General features: G+C 39.3%; 18 protein-coding genes. 13 read left to right on the top strand and 5 right to left on the bottom strand.

Going from position 1 to position 17961, the window contains the following annotated elements:
• Positions 1-20 precede the first annotated feature (20 nt).
• Positions 21-623: a DedA family protein gene (locus tag ACFQRG_RS18610; protein WP_380968905.1), complete on the bottom strand. Its 603-nt coding sequence runs from the start codon at positions 621-623 to the stop codon at positions 21-23.
• Positions 624-792: 169 nt separating this feature from the next.
• On the opposite strand from ACFQRG_RS18610, the gene ACFQRG_RS18605 reads away from it, so the two are divergent.
• The 7 genes from ACFQRG_RS18605 to ACFQRG_RS18575 all read left to right on the top strand — a co-directional run bounded on the left by ACFQRG_RS18605 (position 793) and on the right by ACFQRG_RS18575 (position 6380).
• Positions 793-1536, top strand: coding sequence for a polysaccharide deacetylase family protein (locus ACFQRG_RS18605; RefSeq protein WP_380968903.1), 744 nt, complete (start codon positions 793-795; stop codon positions 1534-1536).
• Between the two features lie 98 nt (positions 1537-1634).
• Positions 1635-2393: a DsbA family protein gene (locus ACFQRG_RS18600; RefSeq protein ID WP_380968901.1), complete on the top strand. Its 759-nt coding sequence runs from the start codon at positions 1635-1637 to the stop codon at positions 2391-2393.
• The gene (locus ACFQRG_RS18595) at positions 2386-2823 is read left to right on the top strand and encodes a disulfide oxidoreductase (protein ID WP_380968899.1); all 438 of its coding nucleotides are present in this window, start codon (positions 2386-2388) and stop codon (positions 2821-2823) included. The genes ACFQRG_RS18600 and ACFQRG_RS18595 overlap by 8 nt, the downstream gene beginning before the upstream one ends.
• Positions 2824-2872: 49 nt before the next feature.
• The gene (locus ACFQRG_RS18590) at positions 2873-3403 is read left to right on the top strand and encodes a hypothetical protein (protein WP_380968897.1); all 531 of its coding nucleotides are present in this window, start codon (positions 2873-2875) and stop codon (positions 3401-3403) included.
• Positions 3404-3648: 245 nt separating this feature from the next.
• Positions 3649-3984, top strand: coding sequence for a DUF485 domain-containing protein (locus ACFQRG_RS18585; protein ID WP_380968895.1), 336 nt, complete (start codon positions 3649-3651; stop codon positions 3982-3984).
• Complete coding sequence (locus tag ACFQRG_RS18580; RefSeq protein ID WP_380968893.1) at positions 3981-5510, top strand: solute symporter family protein; 1530 nt, start codon at positions 3981-3983, stop codon at positions 5508-5510. The genes ACFQRG_RS18585 and ACFQRG_RS18580 overlap by 4 nt, the downstream gene beginning before the upstream one ends.
• A gap of 318 nt (positions 5511-5828) precedes the next feature.
• A complete protein-coding gene (locus tag ACFQRG_RS18575; protein ID WP_380968891.1) occupies positions 5829-6380 on the top strand; it encodes a GNAT family N-acetyltransferase in 552 nt (183 codons plus the stop codon).
• Between the two features lie 242 nt (positions 6381-6622).
• Here the strand turns inward: ACFQRG_RS18575 and ACFQRG_RS18570 are convergent, their stop codons facing one another.
• Positions 6623-6928, bottom strand: a complete 306-nt coding sequence (locus ACFQRG_RS18570) for a hypothetical protein (RefSeq protein WP_380968889.1) — start codon at positions 6926-6928, stop codon at positions 6623-6625.
• Positions 6929-6998: 70 nt separating this feature from the next.
• On the opposite strand from ACFQRG_RS18570, the gene ACFQRG_RS18565 reads away from it, so the two are divergent.
• The 6 genes from ACFQRG_RS18565 (at position 6999) to ACFQRG_RS18540 (ending at position 13960) form a co-directional block, all read left to right on the top strand.
• Positions 6999-7895 (top strand): MBL fold metallo-hydrolase, encoded by an 897-nt coding sequence (locus tag ACFQRG_RS18565; RefSeq protein ID WP_380968888.1) that lies wholly within the window; start codon positions 6999-7001, stop codon positions 7893-7895.
• 28 nt (positions 7896-7923) lie between these two features.
• A complete protein-coding gene (locus ACFQRG_RS18560) occupies positions 7924-8400 on the top strand; it encodes an NUDIX hydrolase (RefSeq protein ID WP_380968885.1) in 477 nt (158 codons plus the stop codon).
• A gap of 7 nt (positions 8401-8407) precedes the next feature.
• A complete protein-coding gene (locus ACFQRG_RS18555) occupies positions 8408-9007 on the top strand; it encodes a histidine phosphatase family protein (protein WP_380968883.1) in 600 nt (199 codons plus the stop codon).
• Between the two features lie 256 nt (positions 9008-9263).
• Positions 9264-10415, top strand: a complete 1152-nt coding sequence (locus ACFQRG_RS18550; protein WP_380968881.1) for a site-2 protease family protein — start codon at positions 9264-9266, stop codon at positions 10413-10415.
• 106 nt (positions 10416-10521) lie between these two features.
• A complete protein-coding gene (gene fdhF, locus ACFQRG_RS18545; protein WP_380968880.1) occupies positions 10522-13485 on the top strand; it encodes a formate dehydrogenase subunit alpha in 2964 nt (987 codons plus the stop codon).
• Positions 13478-13960 carry a helical membrane plugin domain-containing protein gene (locus ACFQRG_RS18540; RefSeq protein WP_380968878.1) on the top strand — a complete coding sequence of 161 codons (483 nt, stop codon included), beginning with the start codon at positions 13478-13480 and terminating at the stop codon, positions 13958-13960. Before fdhF ends, ACFQRG_RS18540 begins: the two co-directional genes overlap by 8 nt.
• Before the next feature lie 604 nt (positions 13961-14564).
• Here ACFQRG_RS18540 and ACFQRG_RS18535 read toward each other — a convergent pair.
• The 3 genes from ACFQRG_RS18535 to ACFQRG_RS18525 are packed head-to-tail and all read right to left on the bottom strand — an operon-like array spanning position 14565 to position 17944.
• On the bottom strand, positions 14565-15788 hold the full coding sequence (locus ACFQRG_RS18535) for a NupC/NupG family nucleoside CNT transporter (RefSeq protein ID WP_380968876.1): 1224 nt from the start codon (positions 15786-15788) through the stop codon (positions 14565-14567).
• A 36-nt stretch (positions 15789-15824) separates the two neighbouring features.
• On the bottom strand, positions 15825-16748 hold the full coding sequence (locus ACFQRG_RS18530) for a nucleoside hydrolase (protein ID WP_380968874.1): 924 nt from the start codon (positions 16746-16748) through the stop codon (positions 15825-15827).
• Complete coding sequence (locus tag ACFQRG_RS18525; RefSeq protein WP_380968872.1) at positions 16745-17944, bottom strand: M20 metallopeptidase family protein; 1200 nt, start codon at positions 17942-17944, stop codon at positions 16745-16747. The genes ACFQRG_RS18530 and ACFQRG_RS18525 overlap by 4 nt, the downstream gene beginning before the upstream one ends.
• Between the last annotated feature and the right edge of the window lie 17 nt (positions 17945-17961).

The raw sequence follows: 17961 nt of genomic DNA, 5'->3' as shown, positions 1-17961 counted from the left end.
CGAACCGATACGGTTCGCTTTTATTCTCTTTCTTTGTTTTTAATACGAATAATGTGGATAATGGTAATAACGATAAAAATGAGGAGGAATATGCCGACAATAATTGCTAAATGTATAGGCTTAAAATGCAGATATTGTTGGATTTTGTTTCCCAGGAAATAACCTAAGAGAATAAAGGTAGTTACCCATACAGCGCCCCCTATGGCTGAACTGATGATATATGTAACAAGACGGGAGCGGCTGATTCCGGCTAAGTATGGATTTATTTGTCTGATACCCGGGATGAAGTAACCAATGGCAATTGTCCAAGCGGAGTGTTTTTTATATTTTGTTTCAGCTTTTTCCCATCTCTCCGGAGTTAAACCGAAATACTTGCCGAATTTATTTATAAAAGGTTTTCCAACGTATTTTCCGATAAAGTAAGAAGTTATCATACCTGAAAAAACACCTGAAAAGGCACAAACTAAGCTGCCGTATAAATTAAGCGTGCTTTGCGAGACAGCAACGCCGATAAATAACATAAAGGACTCTTCCGGTGAAGGAATACCTGTAATCCCGAAGAACAGGAGGAAAAAGATAGCAAAATAACCATAGGTTACAAGATACGGTTCGAAGTTTTCCATATAATTCCCCATTTGACTATTATTTTATTTTATGTAGAGTATTTATGAGGATGTTCAAAAAGTCAGGGAAAATAGTCCTTTTTCTTCTTTTTGAACACGTGCTATAGTATCAAGTTAATATAAATACACTTAAAAGTAAACTTAAATCCCGAAAGAGGAAGAATAAGATATGTCTATTTTACTTATTTTACTTATATTAGTATGCATATTTGCTATATACAGTATTATCCCTACATTAGTTATACGCGCATTTTCTATTGGTATTTTTAAATCTGCACATATTAAAAATAAAGCGGCCCTGACATTTGATGACGGACCGAATCCGTCTTATACACCCAGGCTATTAGACCTGCTTAAGAGTCACGGTATTAAAGCGACATTTTTTGTAGTAGGTGAGAACGCAAAAGCTTATCCTGAAATTATTTCGAGAATGCATCGTGAAGGCCATACAATAGGTACTCATCATTATAGACATATTAGCAACTGGTTATTAACACCTCGGGAAGTTAAAGAACAATGCCGCTTAGCGGCGGAAACCATTGAAATGATCACTGGAAAACGTCCCGTATATTATCGGCCGCCTTGGGGTCACCTTAATTTATTTGTAAATTGGGCGAGCCGGCCTTATAAAATCATTATGTGGTCGGCTATACTCGGGGATTGGAGATATAAACTTGGTAAAGATAAGTTAAAACAACGTCTTCATAAAAGTTTACATGAAGGAGCTGTTATCGTTCTCCATGATTCCGGACAAAACATAGGTGCAGACCAATTAGCGCCAGAAATGATGCTTCAAGCCTTAGAAGAATTTTTACAAGAAAAGAATGACAAAATTGAATTTGTTCCAATAGATGTCCTTTGTCAACATGAAGAATCAAAAGAGTCACTAATAGAGGATAATTTAAATAAATGATACAGGGATATTATTCGAAAAGTGTTCAGAGATTCCCATACTCAAAATGAATTCTTTTATGATAAACTGTCTTAAATAATAAACTATGAGGTGGCGAAATGACAAAAAATCAAGAGAAAAAGTTAAAAGAACAACGTAAGCGTGAACGGGAAAATGAAAAGCAAAAAAGAAAACAAAGAAAAATCATTGTCATTAGTACTGTTATTGTTGTCTTGCTTGTTGTCGGGATTGTCGCTACTGCTTTTCAAAATTTAAATAAAAATAAGGTTGCTGAAAATCAGACTCAAAATGCCGGAAAACAAACGGAAACAAGGGCAACAATTGATTACAGCGGTCAACCTATGATGGGACAAGCGAACGCCCCTGTAACCATCGCGGAGTTTGGAGATTACAAATGTATTTATTGTAAAAAATTTGAAGAAACAATTTTCCCTAAGCTTAAAAAGGAATTTATTGATAAAGGGAAGGTTAAGTTTTATTTTATCAATGACACGATCTTTGGCGAAAACTCACAGCTTGCTGCTGATGCGAGTGAGGCAGTCTACCATCAAAATCCAAAAGGGTTCTGGGCCTTTCATAAAAAATTATATGAGAGCCAAGGGCCTGAAAACAAAAACTGGGTCACAAAAGGTTTATTGACAAATATAGCAAAAGAAACAGTCCCTTCCTTAAATATGAACAAATTCACGGATGCCTTAAATAACAGATCTTACCAAGATGATGTTGTTAAGGATTATAATATTGCCCAAAATATCGGTGTTAAAGGCACCCCTGCGTTATTTATTGACGGGCAGCAAGTTGATCCGTTTAATTATCAGGATATAAAAGAGACAATAAGGGAAGCTGCCAATGAGTAAATCGTCATCTGCAAGTGATTCATTAAATTTACGGCTTTATTTTGCTTGGATTGTGGCTATTATATCGACCTTGGGCAGCCTTTATTTTAGCGAAATTGCAGGATTTGAGCCATGCAAATTGTGCTGGATACAGAGAATTTTTATGTACCCGCTTGCGATTATTCTTGGGATTGCCTGCTTTCGAAATGACCGTTCCATTAGTATTTATACTTTGCCGCTGACAATGATCGGCGGCATCGTTTCCATTATTCATTACAGTGAACAAAAACTTGGTCTGTTCAGGGGAATATGTCAATCTGGCATTCCATGCAGCGGGGAGTATATTAATTGGTTTGGATTTATTACAATACCATTTCTTGCGCTAATCGCTTTTGTTCTGATCACAGTGACTTTAATGATTGATTTAGTGAAGGCCCGCAAGTCGGCATGATGTCAGAATCAGATAAACATGAGATGTTTATTTTGGAGGGAGAGTCCGGGTGGCAAAGCAAATGATTTTGCGTGTTTTATTGGGGATAAGTATGTTATCAATGTTGATTGTGTCTAGTGCTTCTGCACAAGGTACCAACAATCAGGCTGGATTAATGATTACCAGTCTGACAAATGACAAGGAACTCATTGCCGGAAAGAAAGTCCCTTTTACAGTCCATGTTTCAAGTATTAATGAAAAAAATCCGGCGCAAAGCATTAAAGATGATAATAAAGTGGTTGTCTATACCTTCTTTAAAAAAGGCAATGAAGTTATCAAACGTAAAATGTCTAACGGCCAAAAAGGTAACTACAAAGGCTCTGTCACTTTACCATGGGACGGCAAATGGCAAGTGACAGCTTTTGCTTTAACGCGGGACCAATCAAGTGATAACTTACAGCCGGAATCTATGAAAACGGAATGGAACGTAGAAAAACCAGCAAGTATTCAATCAATCGTTTGGCCGGTTATTCTGGTTGTGATTATCATATTAGTGATCGGATATATCATTTTTAATAGATTTAGAAGAAAAACCAGCTAATGCTGGTTTTTCTTTTGTGACTAAATAAAGTTATCCACAGTTCACAGGGTCAGACCCCTATTAAAAAAATAGTTGTTAAAACAATTATAACAATTCAAAATAAGTGGAATAGGGTGTATAATGTTAAGGTAAGCCCTTTCATAGAGGCTGAAAGAACTAGTTTATGACAGGTTCTATATTACTTATGACAGGGGGGTTGCTTGTTATCCAGAATAGCCAAACAATGATAAGGGGGAGAAAGAAAAATGGGTGAAAATGAAAAGTATAGCGAGATTGTCCAAACGCCGGAGTTTCAGCGGCTCCTGAAAGCAAAACGTAAATTTATCGTTCCAGTCACTATCTTTTTTGCAGGGTATTTTATTTTGCTGCCGATTTTTACATCTTACTCAACAATTCTGAACAAACCTTTTATCGGTTCAATCACATGGACTTGGGCTATTGCGTTTACACATTTCATTATGACATGGGTATTGTCCGGTGTATATATTTGTAAGACGAATAGCTTTGATAAAATATCAGAACAAATATCAGAACAAATAGCGGAAAAGAATGCTAATCAGAACAAAGAGGTGACATTATGAATTATACAGCTCTTGCCTTGTTTTGTATTATCGTTATTGCGACCTTATTTATTACATATTATGCGGCAAAAAGAACGAAGAATGCCAATCAGTTTTACACTGCCGGCGGCGGGTTAACTGGATGGCAGAATGGCTTGGCTATCGGCGGCGATTTTATGTCTGCCTCATCTTTTTTAGGCATTGTCGGCGGGATAGCGTTAACGGGGTTTGATGGTTTGTATTTATTGCTGGGGGCGCTTGTTTCTTATCTAGTCGTTATGTATTTAGTAGCGGAACCGCTTAGGAATCTTGGGAAATATACTTTGGCTGATATGATTACGGCCCGGTTTAACACGAAAAAAGTAAGAGGGGCGGCCGCTGTCAACACAATCGTCATCTCTATCTTTTATATGATTGCCCAACTGGTAGGTGCAGGCGTGTTAATTAAACTATTACTTGGTATAGGTTTTTCGACATCTCTTATTATTGTTGGGGTATTAATGACTGTCTATGTCCTGTTTGGCGGTATGACAGCAACAAGCTGGGTGCAAATTATTAAAGCCAGTTTACTTATGGTTGGCACTTTTATTTTATTTATTCTTGTTCTTTCAAAGTTTAACTTTAACATTATGGCGATGTTTGATCAGATTAAACACGCAACACCACTTGGAGAGAAATTTTTAAATCCGGGTATTAAAAATACTAACGGATTGGATGCTATTTCGCTGAATATTGGTCTTTTACTCGGGACTGCAGGCCTGCCGCACGTACTGATGCGTTTTTTTACTGTTCAAGATGCGAAAACGGCACGAAAATCTGTCACAGTGGCAACATGGGTTATTAGCATTTTCTATGTGATGGCTGTTTTCTTAGGGTTTGGAGCGACTCTATTAGTTGGAACGAAATCAATTACTCAAGCTAACCCTGCTGGAAATATGGCTGCGCCGCTGTTAGCTCAAGCTTTAGGCGGAAACTTTATGTTTGCGTTTATATGTGCAGTGGCTTTTGCGACTATTTTAGCTGTTGTTGCAGGTATTGTCTTATCAGGGGCCTCAGCATTCGCCCATGATTTTTATAATGAAATAATACGCGGCGGCAAGGCAACGGAAAAAGAACAAGTACGCGCTGCCCGGATTGCCGCTATCTCAGTTGCTGTTATTTCAATTATTCTCGCATTATTTGCAAAAAACCTTAATGTAGCATTCCTTGGTTCATTAGCGTTAACCCTTGCGGCAAGCGCGAATTTGCCAGTTATTCTTTATACGATATATTGGCGCAAATTCAATACGGCAGGGGCAATTACCAGCATGGTTGTCGGATTAGCAGGTACGATAATACTTGTTTTTCTAAGTCCTAATGTCTGGGATCCTGAAGGCCACGCGATACTTATCGGCAAACCAATTTTTCCGCTTGCTTCACCGGGTATAGTATCAATTCCGCTTTCATTTATCGGGGGTTATTTAGGCACGGTATTATCAAGGAAAAAAGCTAACAAGGAAGATTTCGATAAAGTACTTGTTCAATCTAACCTTGGTAAAGATGTTTGACATTAAGATAAGAATTTTAAATTATTGGGAAGCACTTTATCTCGTTGCAACTGTCCAAAGAATCCTGTCTTAAACGTTAATAGAATCATTGACGCTTTATCAATATGGCGATATAATATTCATAATCTTATGATAAGGAGATGCGCCTATGTTTGTATTCATGGCAGTAAATGGACTTTTACAAAATTAAACAGTCCGGGGACAGCCTATCCCAAATACTGCGCATGTGCTAAGGGTATCATGATTTAAAAGATCATCGCAGTTATATTGAGAATGATTTGAAGAAGCTTTCCTCCGGACGAACTGGGAGGACATTGAGTGGATCAATTAAATAGTAAAAATTTATTTTCCGGTGATTTGGTTCGTTTAGCAGCTAAACGTCATGAAGATGCGTTAATTATGTTTAAATGGCAGGAAGACAGCGATTATTTGCGGCGAATGGACAGTGACTTTGCTGCTTTTTCGACGCTTGAGGAATTAGAAGAAAGGGATCGCCAAAGCAACCGGCAAAATGGTCCCATTGAATTTAGAATCCGCACTTTGGAAGATGACCGATTAGTTGGATTTGTCGCCCTCTTTGGTATTGAGTGGAATAATCAATCGGCTAAGCTTGCAATTGGTATCGGCGATTCTAAAGATCGGGGGAAAGGGTACGGTACAGAAGCGCTTAAGCTTATTCTTGGTTATGCTTTTAACGAATTAAATCTTTATCGTGTCGGTTTAGATGTGAATTCCTACAATATCTCTGCTATTAAGGCATATAAAAAAGCGGGATTTATTGAAGAAGGTAAAATGAGAGACAGCGTATACCGCGACGGCTGCCGTTACTCTAGAATAATGATGAGTATATTAAAAGATGAATGGATGTAATTAATAACGTTTGGCCTTTTGGCCAAACGTTTACTTTTTCTTTTAATACCGCCTTTTTAAAGGGGAATGATTGGAAGGTTTCTTCCTGTTCATGAAGAATATATAATTTGACAATTGAACGCGGCGGGACGTTAAATAAGGACAATATCAGAATATAAATCAAAGCTCAGATAAAATGTCAGAAAGATTATTCAGGCAGCTGGTATTCCCTGCCCTGATGGTTATTCAGGGAAGAAAAATGATTACATTTTTTGATACAGCGGGTCAATGATGACATCATAATGTTCCTTAACTTCTTTTAACGAATAGATCTGCAATTTACTTTTTTGATTAATAATCATTTCAATGTTACCTTTTAATAAGTTCATGGCATGGCCGCCAACAAATTCGCCTTGATATTCTTCAAAATATGTATCATCAAGTTTGCGGCGAAAAGAAAGATCCATGAAAGCATTAACAAGAATTAGGGTATCTTCCTTTTGATCAATTGCGTAATAATAGTTTCCATAACAGTCGACGATAAGGTCACCGCGTTTTTTTATATTCATAACTGACATCCTTTCACCAATGGTTACTTTAAAATATAAAATGTTTAACACTAAAAGCGAGGTTATTCATGTGGAGTTAAATAAAATAACAGAAGAATGTTACTTTTTTCACAGTCCTGTTAATGTCGGTTATATTAGAAAAGGCTCAACAGGCATCCTGATTGATGCGGGACTCGATTCATCGGCATCAAAAAAGGTGATTAGACAGCTGGACGAGAGAAATTGGCCTTTAACACATTTACTTATTACTCATGCTCATGCCGATCATTTTGGCGGCGCTTATAAAATTTTAACAAAAAGAAAAATCATTACTCTGGCTCCGGAAGTGGAAGCGGATGTTTTGCGTTATCCAAAATGGGAACCCATCTATCTCTTTCAAGGCAATGAACCGCATGAATCCCTTAGAAACAAATTTATCGAAGGTCAAGCTGTTCAAGTTGACGAATATTGCCATGAAGGTCCTATAGAATTAGGAGAAATATCAATAGAATGCGTTTCCTTGCCAGGGCACGCAGAAAATCAAATGGGCGTCATTTATGAAGGTATCCTATTTGCGGCTGATGCTTATATGTCTATAGAGACACTTAATAAGCATCGTATCCCGTATCTTGTTGATCTTGGGCGGACTCTTGATTCTCTCAAAAAAATGCTCGAACTCCCTGTAAGAGGAGCGGTTCCCGGTCATGGCATATTTGAAGAAAGTTTTAAAGAAACGATTCAGGATAATATTCAATTTCATGAAGATATTCTATCACGAATTGCCAATATACTGAAGGATGAATCAAACGGCTTATCTCATGAGCAAATGATTCAAAAGGTATGTCAGGAATGGAACATAGAGTTGAAAGCATTGCCGCAATGGGCGTTGTACAGAACAGCCATTACAAGTTATCTGCATTACTTGGCCCAAACCGGACGGGTTAATATGTTTATAAAGCAAAACATGCTTTGGTTTATACATAAGTAGAAAATAGCTTTCTAAGAGGTTGATGATAATGGATCAAATAATAACAGCGGCCGGTACCGTGATTTTAAATAATGATGCCATTCTGCTTGTAAAAGAACATGGAAAATGGGGATTGCCGAAGGGCGGCCAGGAACCTAACGAGTCACTGATAAATACGGCTGTTCGTGAGACAAGGGAAGAAACAGGTCTCGATGTTCTCATTAAAGGTTTAGCTTTTATGAGTGAATTTTTTATTGAACATTGGGGGCATTATTTACAGGTCTATTATGAAGCAAAACCGGCAGGCGGTAAATTAAATCATATTAAAGATTTTGAGGTAGACTATGCGGAATATATTCCGTTGGATAATATTGAAGAGTATTTGCATTTTCCTCCGGTTATAAACCCGTTAAAAGCTTGGCTTAAGGATAGGCAATCTTCATATTATTTATCCTATCTTAATGAAGACGGAAAGCAAGTACCTCCAAATGACGTACAATGGGATAAAAATAACTTTAAAGGATGAGAGACTTTTGCAAAAAGATAAACAGCTGTTAATATGGTTAATCCGTCATGGCGAAACCGAATGGAATAAATTAAAAAAGGTACAAGGACGGCAAGATATAGAATTAAATGAAACAGGGATAGCTCAAGCAAATGCTGTTGGCAAATATGCCCAAAATGTGGATTGGGATGCTATTGTAACAAGCCCTTTAAAGCGGACGGTTAAGACGGCCGAATGCATTGCTGCTAATCTCAATAAGCCAGTTCCTGTTTATATTGAGGATGATTTAATTGAAAGGCATTATGGCAAAGCGGCGGGACTGACTTATGAAGAGAGGCTCGCTATATTTAAAAACCAGTCTATTGAGGGAATGGAAGAACTCGTTGATTTGGAAAAAAGGGCTTGGCGTCTCCTTGATCGTCTTTTAAATCAATGGCAAGGCAAGCGAATTATGGCTGTTACTCATGGCGGATTAATTAAAACGATATTATCTGCGGTTTCTAAAAACACTTTAAAAAGAGACGATATATTTGTTGGTAACGGAAGTATTTCCAGCATTCATTATTCAAACAATGATTGGCATATAGATTTATATAACGAAACTGACCATTTAACCAAAGATTATTAAGTTTTTATCCCGGTGCAACCGTCCGTAAAACTCCCGCCTCAAAACTTGAGTTTAAGCGCTGAAGTTTAGGCGGGAGATAACGGACGATAACACCCCAATTTGTTCATCTAACCATCAGTGTGGGATGAACAAAACCCCCACTGATGGAAGTTTCACTTTATAACCATATGGAAGCAAAATAATGGTTCAAAAATGCTTTCAAAAAAGATCAAGTAATATGTTAAACTTTACTAAAAGTTTCCTTAGGAGAATATCTATGGCTGAGAATAAAACGAAAAAAGGCGTTCTTGTTACTATAGGTTTACTTATATTAACTAAGTTGAAGTGGCTGCTCGCCTTATTAAAGTTTTCTAAATTTGGCGGGACGTTAATCAGTTTAGTTGTCTCATTGGCGGGTTACGCCATATTCTTTGGCTGGGGGTTCGCAGCAGCTATTGTTTATCTCATCTTTGTTCATGAAATGGGACATTTAGTTGCCGCCAAACTTAAGGGGATCAAAACGTCGCCTGCTGTGTTTGTCCCATTCCTAGGTGCAGTTATTGGCATTAAAGAGCAGCCGAAAGATGCGGCAACTGAAGCCTACCTTGCTTATGGCGGGCCGTTTGCAGGGCTGATTTCAGTTATTCCCGCGATTATCCTTTATTACTTGACCCACCAGCCTTATTGGGCCCTTGTTGTCATGCTGGGAGCTATGATTAACTTATTTAACTTGTTTCCAGTGTCTCCGTTGGACGGCGGGCGAATTGTCGCTGTACTCTCAACAAAAATATGGTTTATCGCGCTTATCGCTTTATTAGTCTTGATTATTATATCTCCAACGCCAATTATGTTTTTAATTTTAATTTTCGGCTTTTTCACATGGTGGAGCCGCGTACGTGAAGGATATAAACGGAGAAAAATTGACCTTCACATTAAAGCGAAACAAAAGATGATTGAAAGTCTGGAAAATTATAAGGATGATATTTTTTATGCTTTTGGGTTTGATGAAGAGGGCGGCCCGATGGTCAATGAATCAATGATCATGTACCATTTAAGATTAATGCGTCAGCACATTGATGACATACATGTACGGGTGTCAGACATGAAAAAATGGTATATTCCTTTTATTCAAGATAAAGAACGTCTGAAAAAGGATGCCCTTATTTATGAAATGAACTTATATCATGAATTAATTGCCTTTTTACAACATACCCCAGACTATTCGAGTATTGAAAGAAAGATCAATCAAGCTGAACAAGAAATTGCTGATTTAGAAAGAGAAAAAAGTAAACTGAAAGAATATTATAAAGCCAAACCGTCAACGAAATGGAAGGTGCTTATTGCATATATTCTGTTGGCCGCATGCCTTTCGTTCTTGTCTATTTATGCGAGACAAGTTTTGGATACCACATTGGGCTATATTTACTAATAAGGCGCTCTTGTAAGAAGCGTTACTCATTTTCTTTCCGATAAAAACCACCTCATGTATAATGGAATTAAACGCTTACATTGATGTAATGATAGGAGGGGGACATATGCCGGAACATACTGTCGTAAAAATTGACGGGGAAGAGTATTTAGCAGATCCCGGTCAAAGTTTAATAGATTTAATCAAAAATAACGGTATTGAATGTCCGAGCGTTTGTTATCATGAGAGTCTTGGTCCTATTGAGACCTGCGATACTTGTATTGTTGAAGTCGATGGGGAATTGAAGAGAGCTTGCGGGACAACCGTACAAGCAGGAATGACTGTCAATACACAAACAAAAGCTTCATCAGAGGCGCGCCGTATCGCCATGAACCGGATCTTAGTTAACCATGAGTTATATTGCACCGTTTGTGATTATAACAACGGTACATGTGAGATTCATAATACAGTCAAAGCCATGGGAATCGAACATCAAGATAAGCCGTTTGAACATAAGCCGTATGAAGAGGATTTCACAGGTTCTTTTTACCGTTATGATCCAGACCAATGTATTTTGTGCGGCCGCTGTGTTGAAGTTTGCCAAAATGTTGAAGTCAATGAAACACTGTCAATTGATTGGTCGTTAGAGCGCCCGCGTGTCGTTTGGGACGGAGGCACGTCAATTGATACGTCATCTTGCGTCAACTGCGGCCAATGTTCGACCGTTTGTCCATGCAATGCCATGATGGAAAAGGGTATGGTCGGTGAAGCCGGCTATTTATCAGGTATTGAAAAAGGGACGCTGCGCTCTTTAATAGAGTTAACTAAGAAAGTAGAGAACGGCTACGGTTCGCTCATGTCTATATCCGATGCTGAATCGGCTATGCGGGAAGAACGTATTAAGAAAACGAAAACGGTATGTACTTATTGCGGTGTCGGCTGTTCCTTTGATGTTTGGACAAAAGGCAGAAAAATTTTAAAAGTCCAGCCTCAGCCTGAATCGCCGGCAAACGGCATTTCAACATGTGTAAAAGGCAAATTTGGCTGGGACTATGTCAACAGTCCGGAACGAATCACGAAACCGCTGGTCCGTAAAGGCGGCCGTTTTATTGAAGTTGAATGGGATGAAGCACTGAAAACTGTCAGCGACAAGTTAAAAGACATTAAAAAGCAACACGGCAGCGATGCCATCGGTGTGATTTCATCGTCAAAAGCAACGAACGAAGAGTCGTATCTGATGCAAAAGCTGGCAAGACAAGTGATCGGAACGAATAATGTTGATAATTGCTCACGCTACTGCCAGTCACCGGCAACTGTCGGCTTATTCCGGACGGTAGGCTACGGCGGCGATGCCGGATCATTTTCAGATATCGCTTCAGCCGGCCTTGTGATAACGATTGGTTCAAATACAGCTGAATCACATCCGGTCCTTGCTTCAAAAATTAAACGGGCGCAAAAACTCCATGGTCAGCGCCTGATTGTTGCTGACCTCCGCAAGCACGAAATGGCTGAACGGGCAGACCTGTTTATTCATCCAAAAGCGGGGTCTGATCTTGTTTGGCTGCAAGCTGTCACTAAATATATCATTGATCAGGGCTGGGCTGATGAAGGTTTTATTAAAAAACGGGTGAACGGTTTTGATGACTATGTTAAAAGCTTGGACAAGTTTACGCTCGACTATGCTGAAAAGGTCACAGGGCTGTCTGAAGACATTTTGAAAAAGATTGCTGAAGAAATCCATCGGGCTCATTCCGTTGTCATTTGCTGGGCGATGGGCGTCACGCAGCAAAAAGGCGGCAGTGACACATCTACAGCAATTTCTAACTTGCTGTTAGCGACTGGAAACTACGGCCGCGCGGGTGCAGGTGCTTATCCGCTTAGAGGCCATAATAATGTACAAGGCTGCAGCGATTTCGGCAGCATGCCAAATAAACTGCCGGGATATCAGGATGTTTCCGATGATGCCGCAAGAAAACGTTTTGAAAAAGCGTGGGATTGCGTAATTCCGGCAGAAGCCGGTTTGAACAATCACGAAATGGTCGAAGCGATTCATGACGGTCACTTAAAAGCGTTGTTTTTACAAGGCGAAGACATGGGCATTGTTGACTCAAACATTAATCATGTCCAATCAGCGTATGAAAAGCTTGATTTCTTTGTCGTTCAGGATATTTTTCTGACAAAAACAGCCCAGTTCGCCGACGTTGTTTTCCCGGCCAGCCCGAGCTTAGAAAAGGAAGGCACCTTTACCAATACGGAACGGCGCTTCCAACGGCTTTATCAGGTGCTTGAACCGTTAGGCGACTCAAAGCCGGATTGGCAAATTATCCAATTGCTTGCCCAATATTTAGGCGCCGATTGGTCTTATCAACATCCTTCGGAAATTATGGCCGAAGCGGCGAATCTGACACCAATGTTCAGCGGGGTAAGGTATGATCGTCTCGAAGGCTATAACAGCCTGCAATGGCCGGTTGAAAAGGACGGTAAAGATTATCCGCTGCTTTATGAAGAATCGTTTCCGTTTGATGACGGCAAGGCACGCTTTTTCATTGTCGACTGGACAGAACCGACAGGAACAAGCGGAGAATATGATTTGCATGTAAATAACGGCCGTCTGCTTGAACATTTTCATGAAGGCAACCTCACATACAAATCAGAAGGGATTAAGAGAAAAACCCCGCACGCTTTCATAGAAGTGTCACCGGAGTTAGCCAAAAAACGCGGCATAAAGGACGGATCGACCGTTCGCCTTGTCTCGCCGTACGGTGCTTGCAAAGGGCGTGTGGTTGTCACAGACCGCGTTCATGGAAATGAATTATACATCCCGATGAATGACAACGGTGAAACAGCAATTAATCAGCTGACGTCAAGTGAAGTCGATAAAGATACCGATACACCGGCTTATAAAGATACCGCTGTTCGTATGGAAGTGCTTGAAGTAGAAGGCGAAAATCCAATCCCGGCCAATAACCACCGCAACGGACACCGGACGCCGCAGCAAGGTGTTTTAGTCGAAAAGAAATGGGAACGTGATGATTACGTCTTTCCAGGCGATGTCGTTAAGCATAAAAAGGAGCTGAGCGCAAATGGCTAGTCCAATACAAAAAATTGAACGGATGAAAATTGATCCAGAGGTACAAAAGCAGCAAGAAACAGACCAATTGCTTTCAGCCCTTTTAGACAACAAAGAAGCGATCCTTTCACTTATAGATATTGTCGATAAATTGCAAGACCGCGGGATCCTTGACCTGTTAAACGCCTTATTCGGACAAGGCGATAAGGTCTTAGCGATCGCAGCAAGAGAACTTAATAAGCCGGGCATAAGCAATACCTTAGATCATACAATGAATTTGGCCCAAATGGTCGGCAATCTGGAAGTACAAAAATTAAAAGGGTTAATTGACCATGTTAATGCCGGTATCGATGAAGCAGAAAAACAGGTCAACAGCGGTGAAAAAACAAGCCTTTTTGATCTTATAAAAGTTTTGAAAGACCCGGATGTTAACCGGGCGGTTACTGCCCTGGTCGGTTTTTTGAAGGGAGCAGGCAAAATTCAAGGAGCGGAATGATTTCCGCTTCTTTATTTTTTTAAATCTGCTCCGCTTAGGTAAGTAACTTTTTCTAATCATTTAGATCTATATCCGAAAAATTTTAAGAGCGAAAATTGAGCTTTGAGAGCGGCTTTTTATATTTAGGGCGAAAGTTAGGGGTTGTGAGCGACATTTCAAATTTTATGAGCGAAAATTAGTAATTTAAGAGCGGATTTTTAAGATTATGAGCGAAATTTGGAATTTATGAGCGATCTTTAAAAGATACGAGCGAAAATTAGGGTTTATGAGCGACTTATTAATTTTAGGAGCGAAAGTTTGGATTTGTGAGCGACATTTCGAATTTTATGAGCGAAAACTAAGAATTTAAGAGCAAATTTTTAAGATTATGAGAGAAATTTGGAATTTGCGAGCGGTTTTTAAAAGATATGAGCGAAAGTTAGGATTTATGAGCGAATGGAAGAAGTTATGAGCAATTTTTAAAGTTAAGGAATGAAAACCTGATTGTAAAAGTTCAAGATATGAAAAACGCTCCTTTTTAAAGGAGCGCTGTTTTTTATTTTGTGAAGGAGTCTTTGTCCATCGCCAAGATAAAACTTCTTCGATAATTTTCTTCAAGAAAGGTTTAATTCAAAAACATTCCCGCTATAGCACCGCTCATTAAATTTGCTAATGTACCTGCTATGACAGCTTTTATACCTAATTTTGTGATTTGAGCTCGTCGTTCTTCAGCAAATGCTGTCAAGCCGCCGATGAGAATTCCGAGGGAGCCGATATTTGCAAATCCGCAAAGTGCAAAAGAAACAATTGCCACTGTTTTTGAAGAAAGTTCATGCATGTGCGGTGCAAATGATGTATAAGCAACCATTTCATTTAAAATGATTTTTTCACCAAGATAATTACCTGCGGTCATTGCCTGATGCCACGGAACACCAATAAGAAAGGCAATTGGGGCAAAAATATATCCAAGTATTTTTTGAAATGATAAACCATGAATACCAAATAAACTGCCGATACCGCCAAGAATTCCGTTAAGAAGAGCCATTAAAGAAATAAAAGCGATGAGCATGGCGATGATTAAGACAGCCATTTTCATACCATCTACCGCACCTTTAGAGATGACATCAAGGATATTTTTGTCTTCTTTATCCGCTTCTTGAACTTCGCTGCTTCCAGTTTTAACGGGTGTTTCAGTTTCTGGAATCATAATTTTTGCGAATAGTAAGCCTGAAGGCGCCGACATAAAGCTTGCCGCAAGCAAAAACTTAACTGGAATACCGAGGGCTGCATAACTTGCAAGAGTACCGCCGGCAACGGAAGCTAATCCGCCTGTCATAACTGCAAACATCTCGGACCTCGTCAATAATTTCACATAAGGTTTTATGACAATAGGCGCTTCTTGCATTCCGAGAAAAATATTTGAAGCAGCTGTAACTGATTCAGTCCTGCTTGTACCAAGTAATTTTGACAATGCCCCGCCAATAATCCGTACAACGAACTGCATAATACCGAATCGGTACAATACAGCAATTAACGGTGTAAAGAATACAGCAAGCATCGCCACTTTAAAAGCAAATACAAATCCAACCGATGAAGATGGATCTACTAGTTTTCCAAAGGTGAACGTTAAACCTTCAAGTCCGTAATGAAGTACCTTCGAAAAACCGGCTGAAATTTTATCTAATATCATTCTGCCGATGGAAGATTTAAGAACGATATATCCGAATACAATCTGAAGCACGGCGCCGATAACGACAATTCGATAATTTATTTTTTTCTTATTATCAGAAAATAGGAAAGCAATAAAAAGGACCACAATGCACCCCAAAAGCCCCCTTAAAAAATCCATATCCACACACCCTCGATAATATTAATTGTATTAGTTTTAGCTATTCAAAATTTGCACAAACATTTCGATAAACTTGTCTGAGTTAACTTCCAAACAAACTTCTATATTAGGTTCTTTGTTATAGACGCCTTTAAAATCACACACGGTTTGTCCATCGCATAAGGTACTTTTTGTTTCAACATCAACATACAATTTTTCAGTTGCAACAATTTTTCTATCTAAAGCGACAGCAACCGCCAATGGATCATGAAGTGCACACGCCCTTATACCATTGACTTCGTGATAACGATCGATATAATGTTTTGTGCAATCTTTTACAAAAGCTCCGATATCAGAACCCTCTAATTGGCTAATATGTTCATCGGTAAGCAAAGCTTTTCTTGTGACATCTAAACCTACTAAAGTGATAGGGATGCCGGAATGGAAGACGATTTTCGCCGCTTCTGGATCAATATATATATTAAATTCAGCCAAAGGCGTTGTATTCCCAGGACTCTTGACAGCCCCGCCCATAATAACAAGTTCTTTCACCCATGAAGTTATTTTAGGCTGTTTTCTAATAGCTAAAGCCATATTCGTAAGAGGCGCTGTCAGGATTATTGATAGTTCACCTTTATATTTTTCAGCTTGTTCAATGATAAAGTCACAGGCGTTTTCAGTGTCAGAAATATCAACTTCCATATCTTTTAGTGCCCCGCCTAAACCATCTTCTCCGTGAACTCTTTCTTCAAAAAAGGGCTTTCTTAAAAGCGGCTGGTTTGCTCCCTTAATAACACGAATGCCGTTTTCTTTACCTAAAAGTTTTAATACCTTACCCGTATTAGTTGTCGCTTTATCAAGGGATATATTTCCGCTTGTAGTCGTAATCCCCAATATATCAAATTGACCGCTTTTAACGGCGAGTAAAATGGCAAGCGCATCGTCAATGCCTGTATCAACGTCCAGAATAACTTTTTTCATTCTGTAATTCCTCCATTATTTAAAAAGTTTTGGATACATTCAGTCCCCAGGGCAACAGCGTATTTCAAGGACGAAAGGTTAACTTCAAATTTTGGATGATGCCATGGGAATTTTTCCTTACCATCTATGCCGGATCCCCAATAAACGAATACCGAAGGCACAGCTTGAGCTAAATATGTAAAGTCATCACCGCTCATATAAGGCTTTTCTAATTCAACAATGCTTTCTTTACCGAAGCAAGATTCAGCTGTTTCTTTAACCAATTCTGTCATGGATGGGTCATTCCAAACCGCCGGATAGCCCCTTTTATACTCGTAAGTATAAGATCCCCCCCAATAGTCAGCTACAGACTTTAGCAATGCCTCTATTTTTTCTTCTATCGTATCTTGTGCCTCTTTAGTAATTGAGCGCACTGTTCCGGCCAAATCAACCTTATCGGCAATGACATTTGACGTATAACCGCCATTTATCTTTCCAATAGTAATGACGGCATGGTCAAGCGGGGAAACTTGACGGCTGACAATGTTTTGGATACCGGAAATGAATTGGCCGGCCATAGCAATGGCATCAACACTTTGCTGAGGTGCTGCCGCATGTCCGCCTTTACCAATCAGAGACATAAATATTCGATCTGAGTTAGCCAGCATATAACCATCTTTGACTTCAAATTGTCCGGGACTTAAATATGGGTTTGAATGGATGCCTATTGCCGCATCGACTCTAGGATTTTCCAAAATGCCTTCTTCAATCATTCTTTTTGCTCCGCCTGGATGAACTTCTTCTGACGGCTGGAACATAATCTTGACGGTTCCTTTTAGTTCAGATTTTCTTTCTTGAAGTAAAGTGGCAATTCCTAAACCTATTGTTGTATGGGCATCGTGGCCGCAGGCATGCATAATGCCTTTAACTTTTGACGCATATTCAAGGTTTGTTTGTTCCGTGATCGGCAAGGCATCAATATCAGATCTTAACAAAATGGTCTTTCCCGGTTGAGATCCATGAATTTCCGCGCATAATCCTGTTTTGGCTAATACTTTATATGGGATATCCAAGCGATCTAATTCGCTTTTGATGAAGGCCTGCGTTTCGTACTCCTCAGCACTCAATTCAGGATGCTGATGTAAATGCTTGTACACTTTTTGAAGATAAGGTTCAAGATTTTTCTCAATATTATTGAGCAATTCAGTTTGACTCATTTTTCAGCCTTCTTTCA

The organism is Scopulibacillus cellulosilyticus (genome assembly GCF_042665295.1).
Lineage (GTDB): Bacteria > Bacillota > Bacilli > Bacillales > Sporolactobacillaceae > Scopulibacillus_A > Scopulibacillus_A cellulosilyticus.
The sequence above is the reverse complement of the archived record's forward strand: the minus strand, read 5'-3'. Positions and strand labels throughout refer to the sequence as shown.

Coding starts and splice junctions, on each gene's coding strand:
- ACFQRG_RS18585 (WP_380968895.1), top strand. CDS start 3,649: ATGGGTGAAAATGAAAAGTATAGCGAGATTGTCCAAACGCCGGAGTTT.
- ACFQRG_RS18560 (WP_380968885.1), top strand. CDS start 7,924: ATGGATCAAATAATAACAGCGGCCGGTACCGTGATTTTAAATAATGAT.
- ACFQRG_RS18540 (WP_380968878.1), top strand. CDS start 13,478: ATGGCTAGTCCAATACAAAAAATTGAACGGATGAAAATTGATCCAGAG.
- ACFQRG_RS18605 (WP_380968903.1), top strand. CDS start 793: ATGTCTATTTTACTTATTTTACTTATATTAGTATGCATATTTGCTATA.
- ACFQRG_RS18580 (WP_380968893.1), top strand. CDS start 3,981: ATGAATTATACAGCTCTTGCCTTGTTTTGTATTATCGTTATTGCGACC.
- ACFQRG_RS18550 (WP_380968881.1), top strand. CDS start 9,264: ATGGCTGAGAATAAAACGAAAAAAGGCGTTCTTGTTACTATAGGTTTA.
- ACFQRG_RS18525 (WP_380968872.1), bottom strand. CDS start 17,944: ATGAGTCAAACTGAATTGCTCAATAATATTGAGAAAAATCTTGAACCT.
- ACFQRG_RS18535 (WP_380968876.1), bottom strand. CDS start 15,788: ATGGATTTTTTAAGGGGGCTTTTGGGGTGCATTGTGGTCCTTTTTATT.
- ACFQRG_RS18600 (WP_380968901.1), top strand. CDS start 1,635: ATGACAAAAAATCAAGAGAAAAAGTTAAAAGAACAACGTAAGCGTGAA.
- ACFQRG_RS18570 (WP_380968889.1), bottom strand. CDS start 6,928: ATGAATATAAAAAAACGCGGTGACCTTATCGTCGACTGTTATGGAAAC.
- ACFQRG_RS18610 (WP_380968905.1), bottom strand. CDS start 623: ATGGAAAACTTCGAACCGTATCTTGTAACCTATGGTTATTTTGCTATC.
- ACFQRG_RS18530 (WP_380968874.1), bottom strand. CDS start 16,748: ATGAAAAAAGTTATTCTGGACGTTGATACAGGCATTGACGATGCGCTT.
- fdhF (WP_380968880.1), top strand. CDS start 10,522: ATGCCGGAACATACTGTCGTAAAAATTGACGGGGAAGAGTATTTAGCA.
- ACFQRG_RS18595 (WP_380968899.1), top strand. CDS start 2,386: ATGAGTAAATCGTCATCTGCAAGTGATTCATTAAATTTACGGCTTTAT.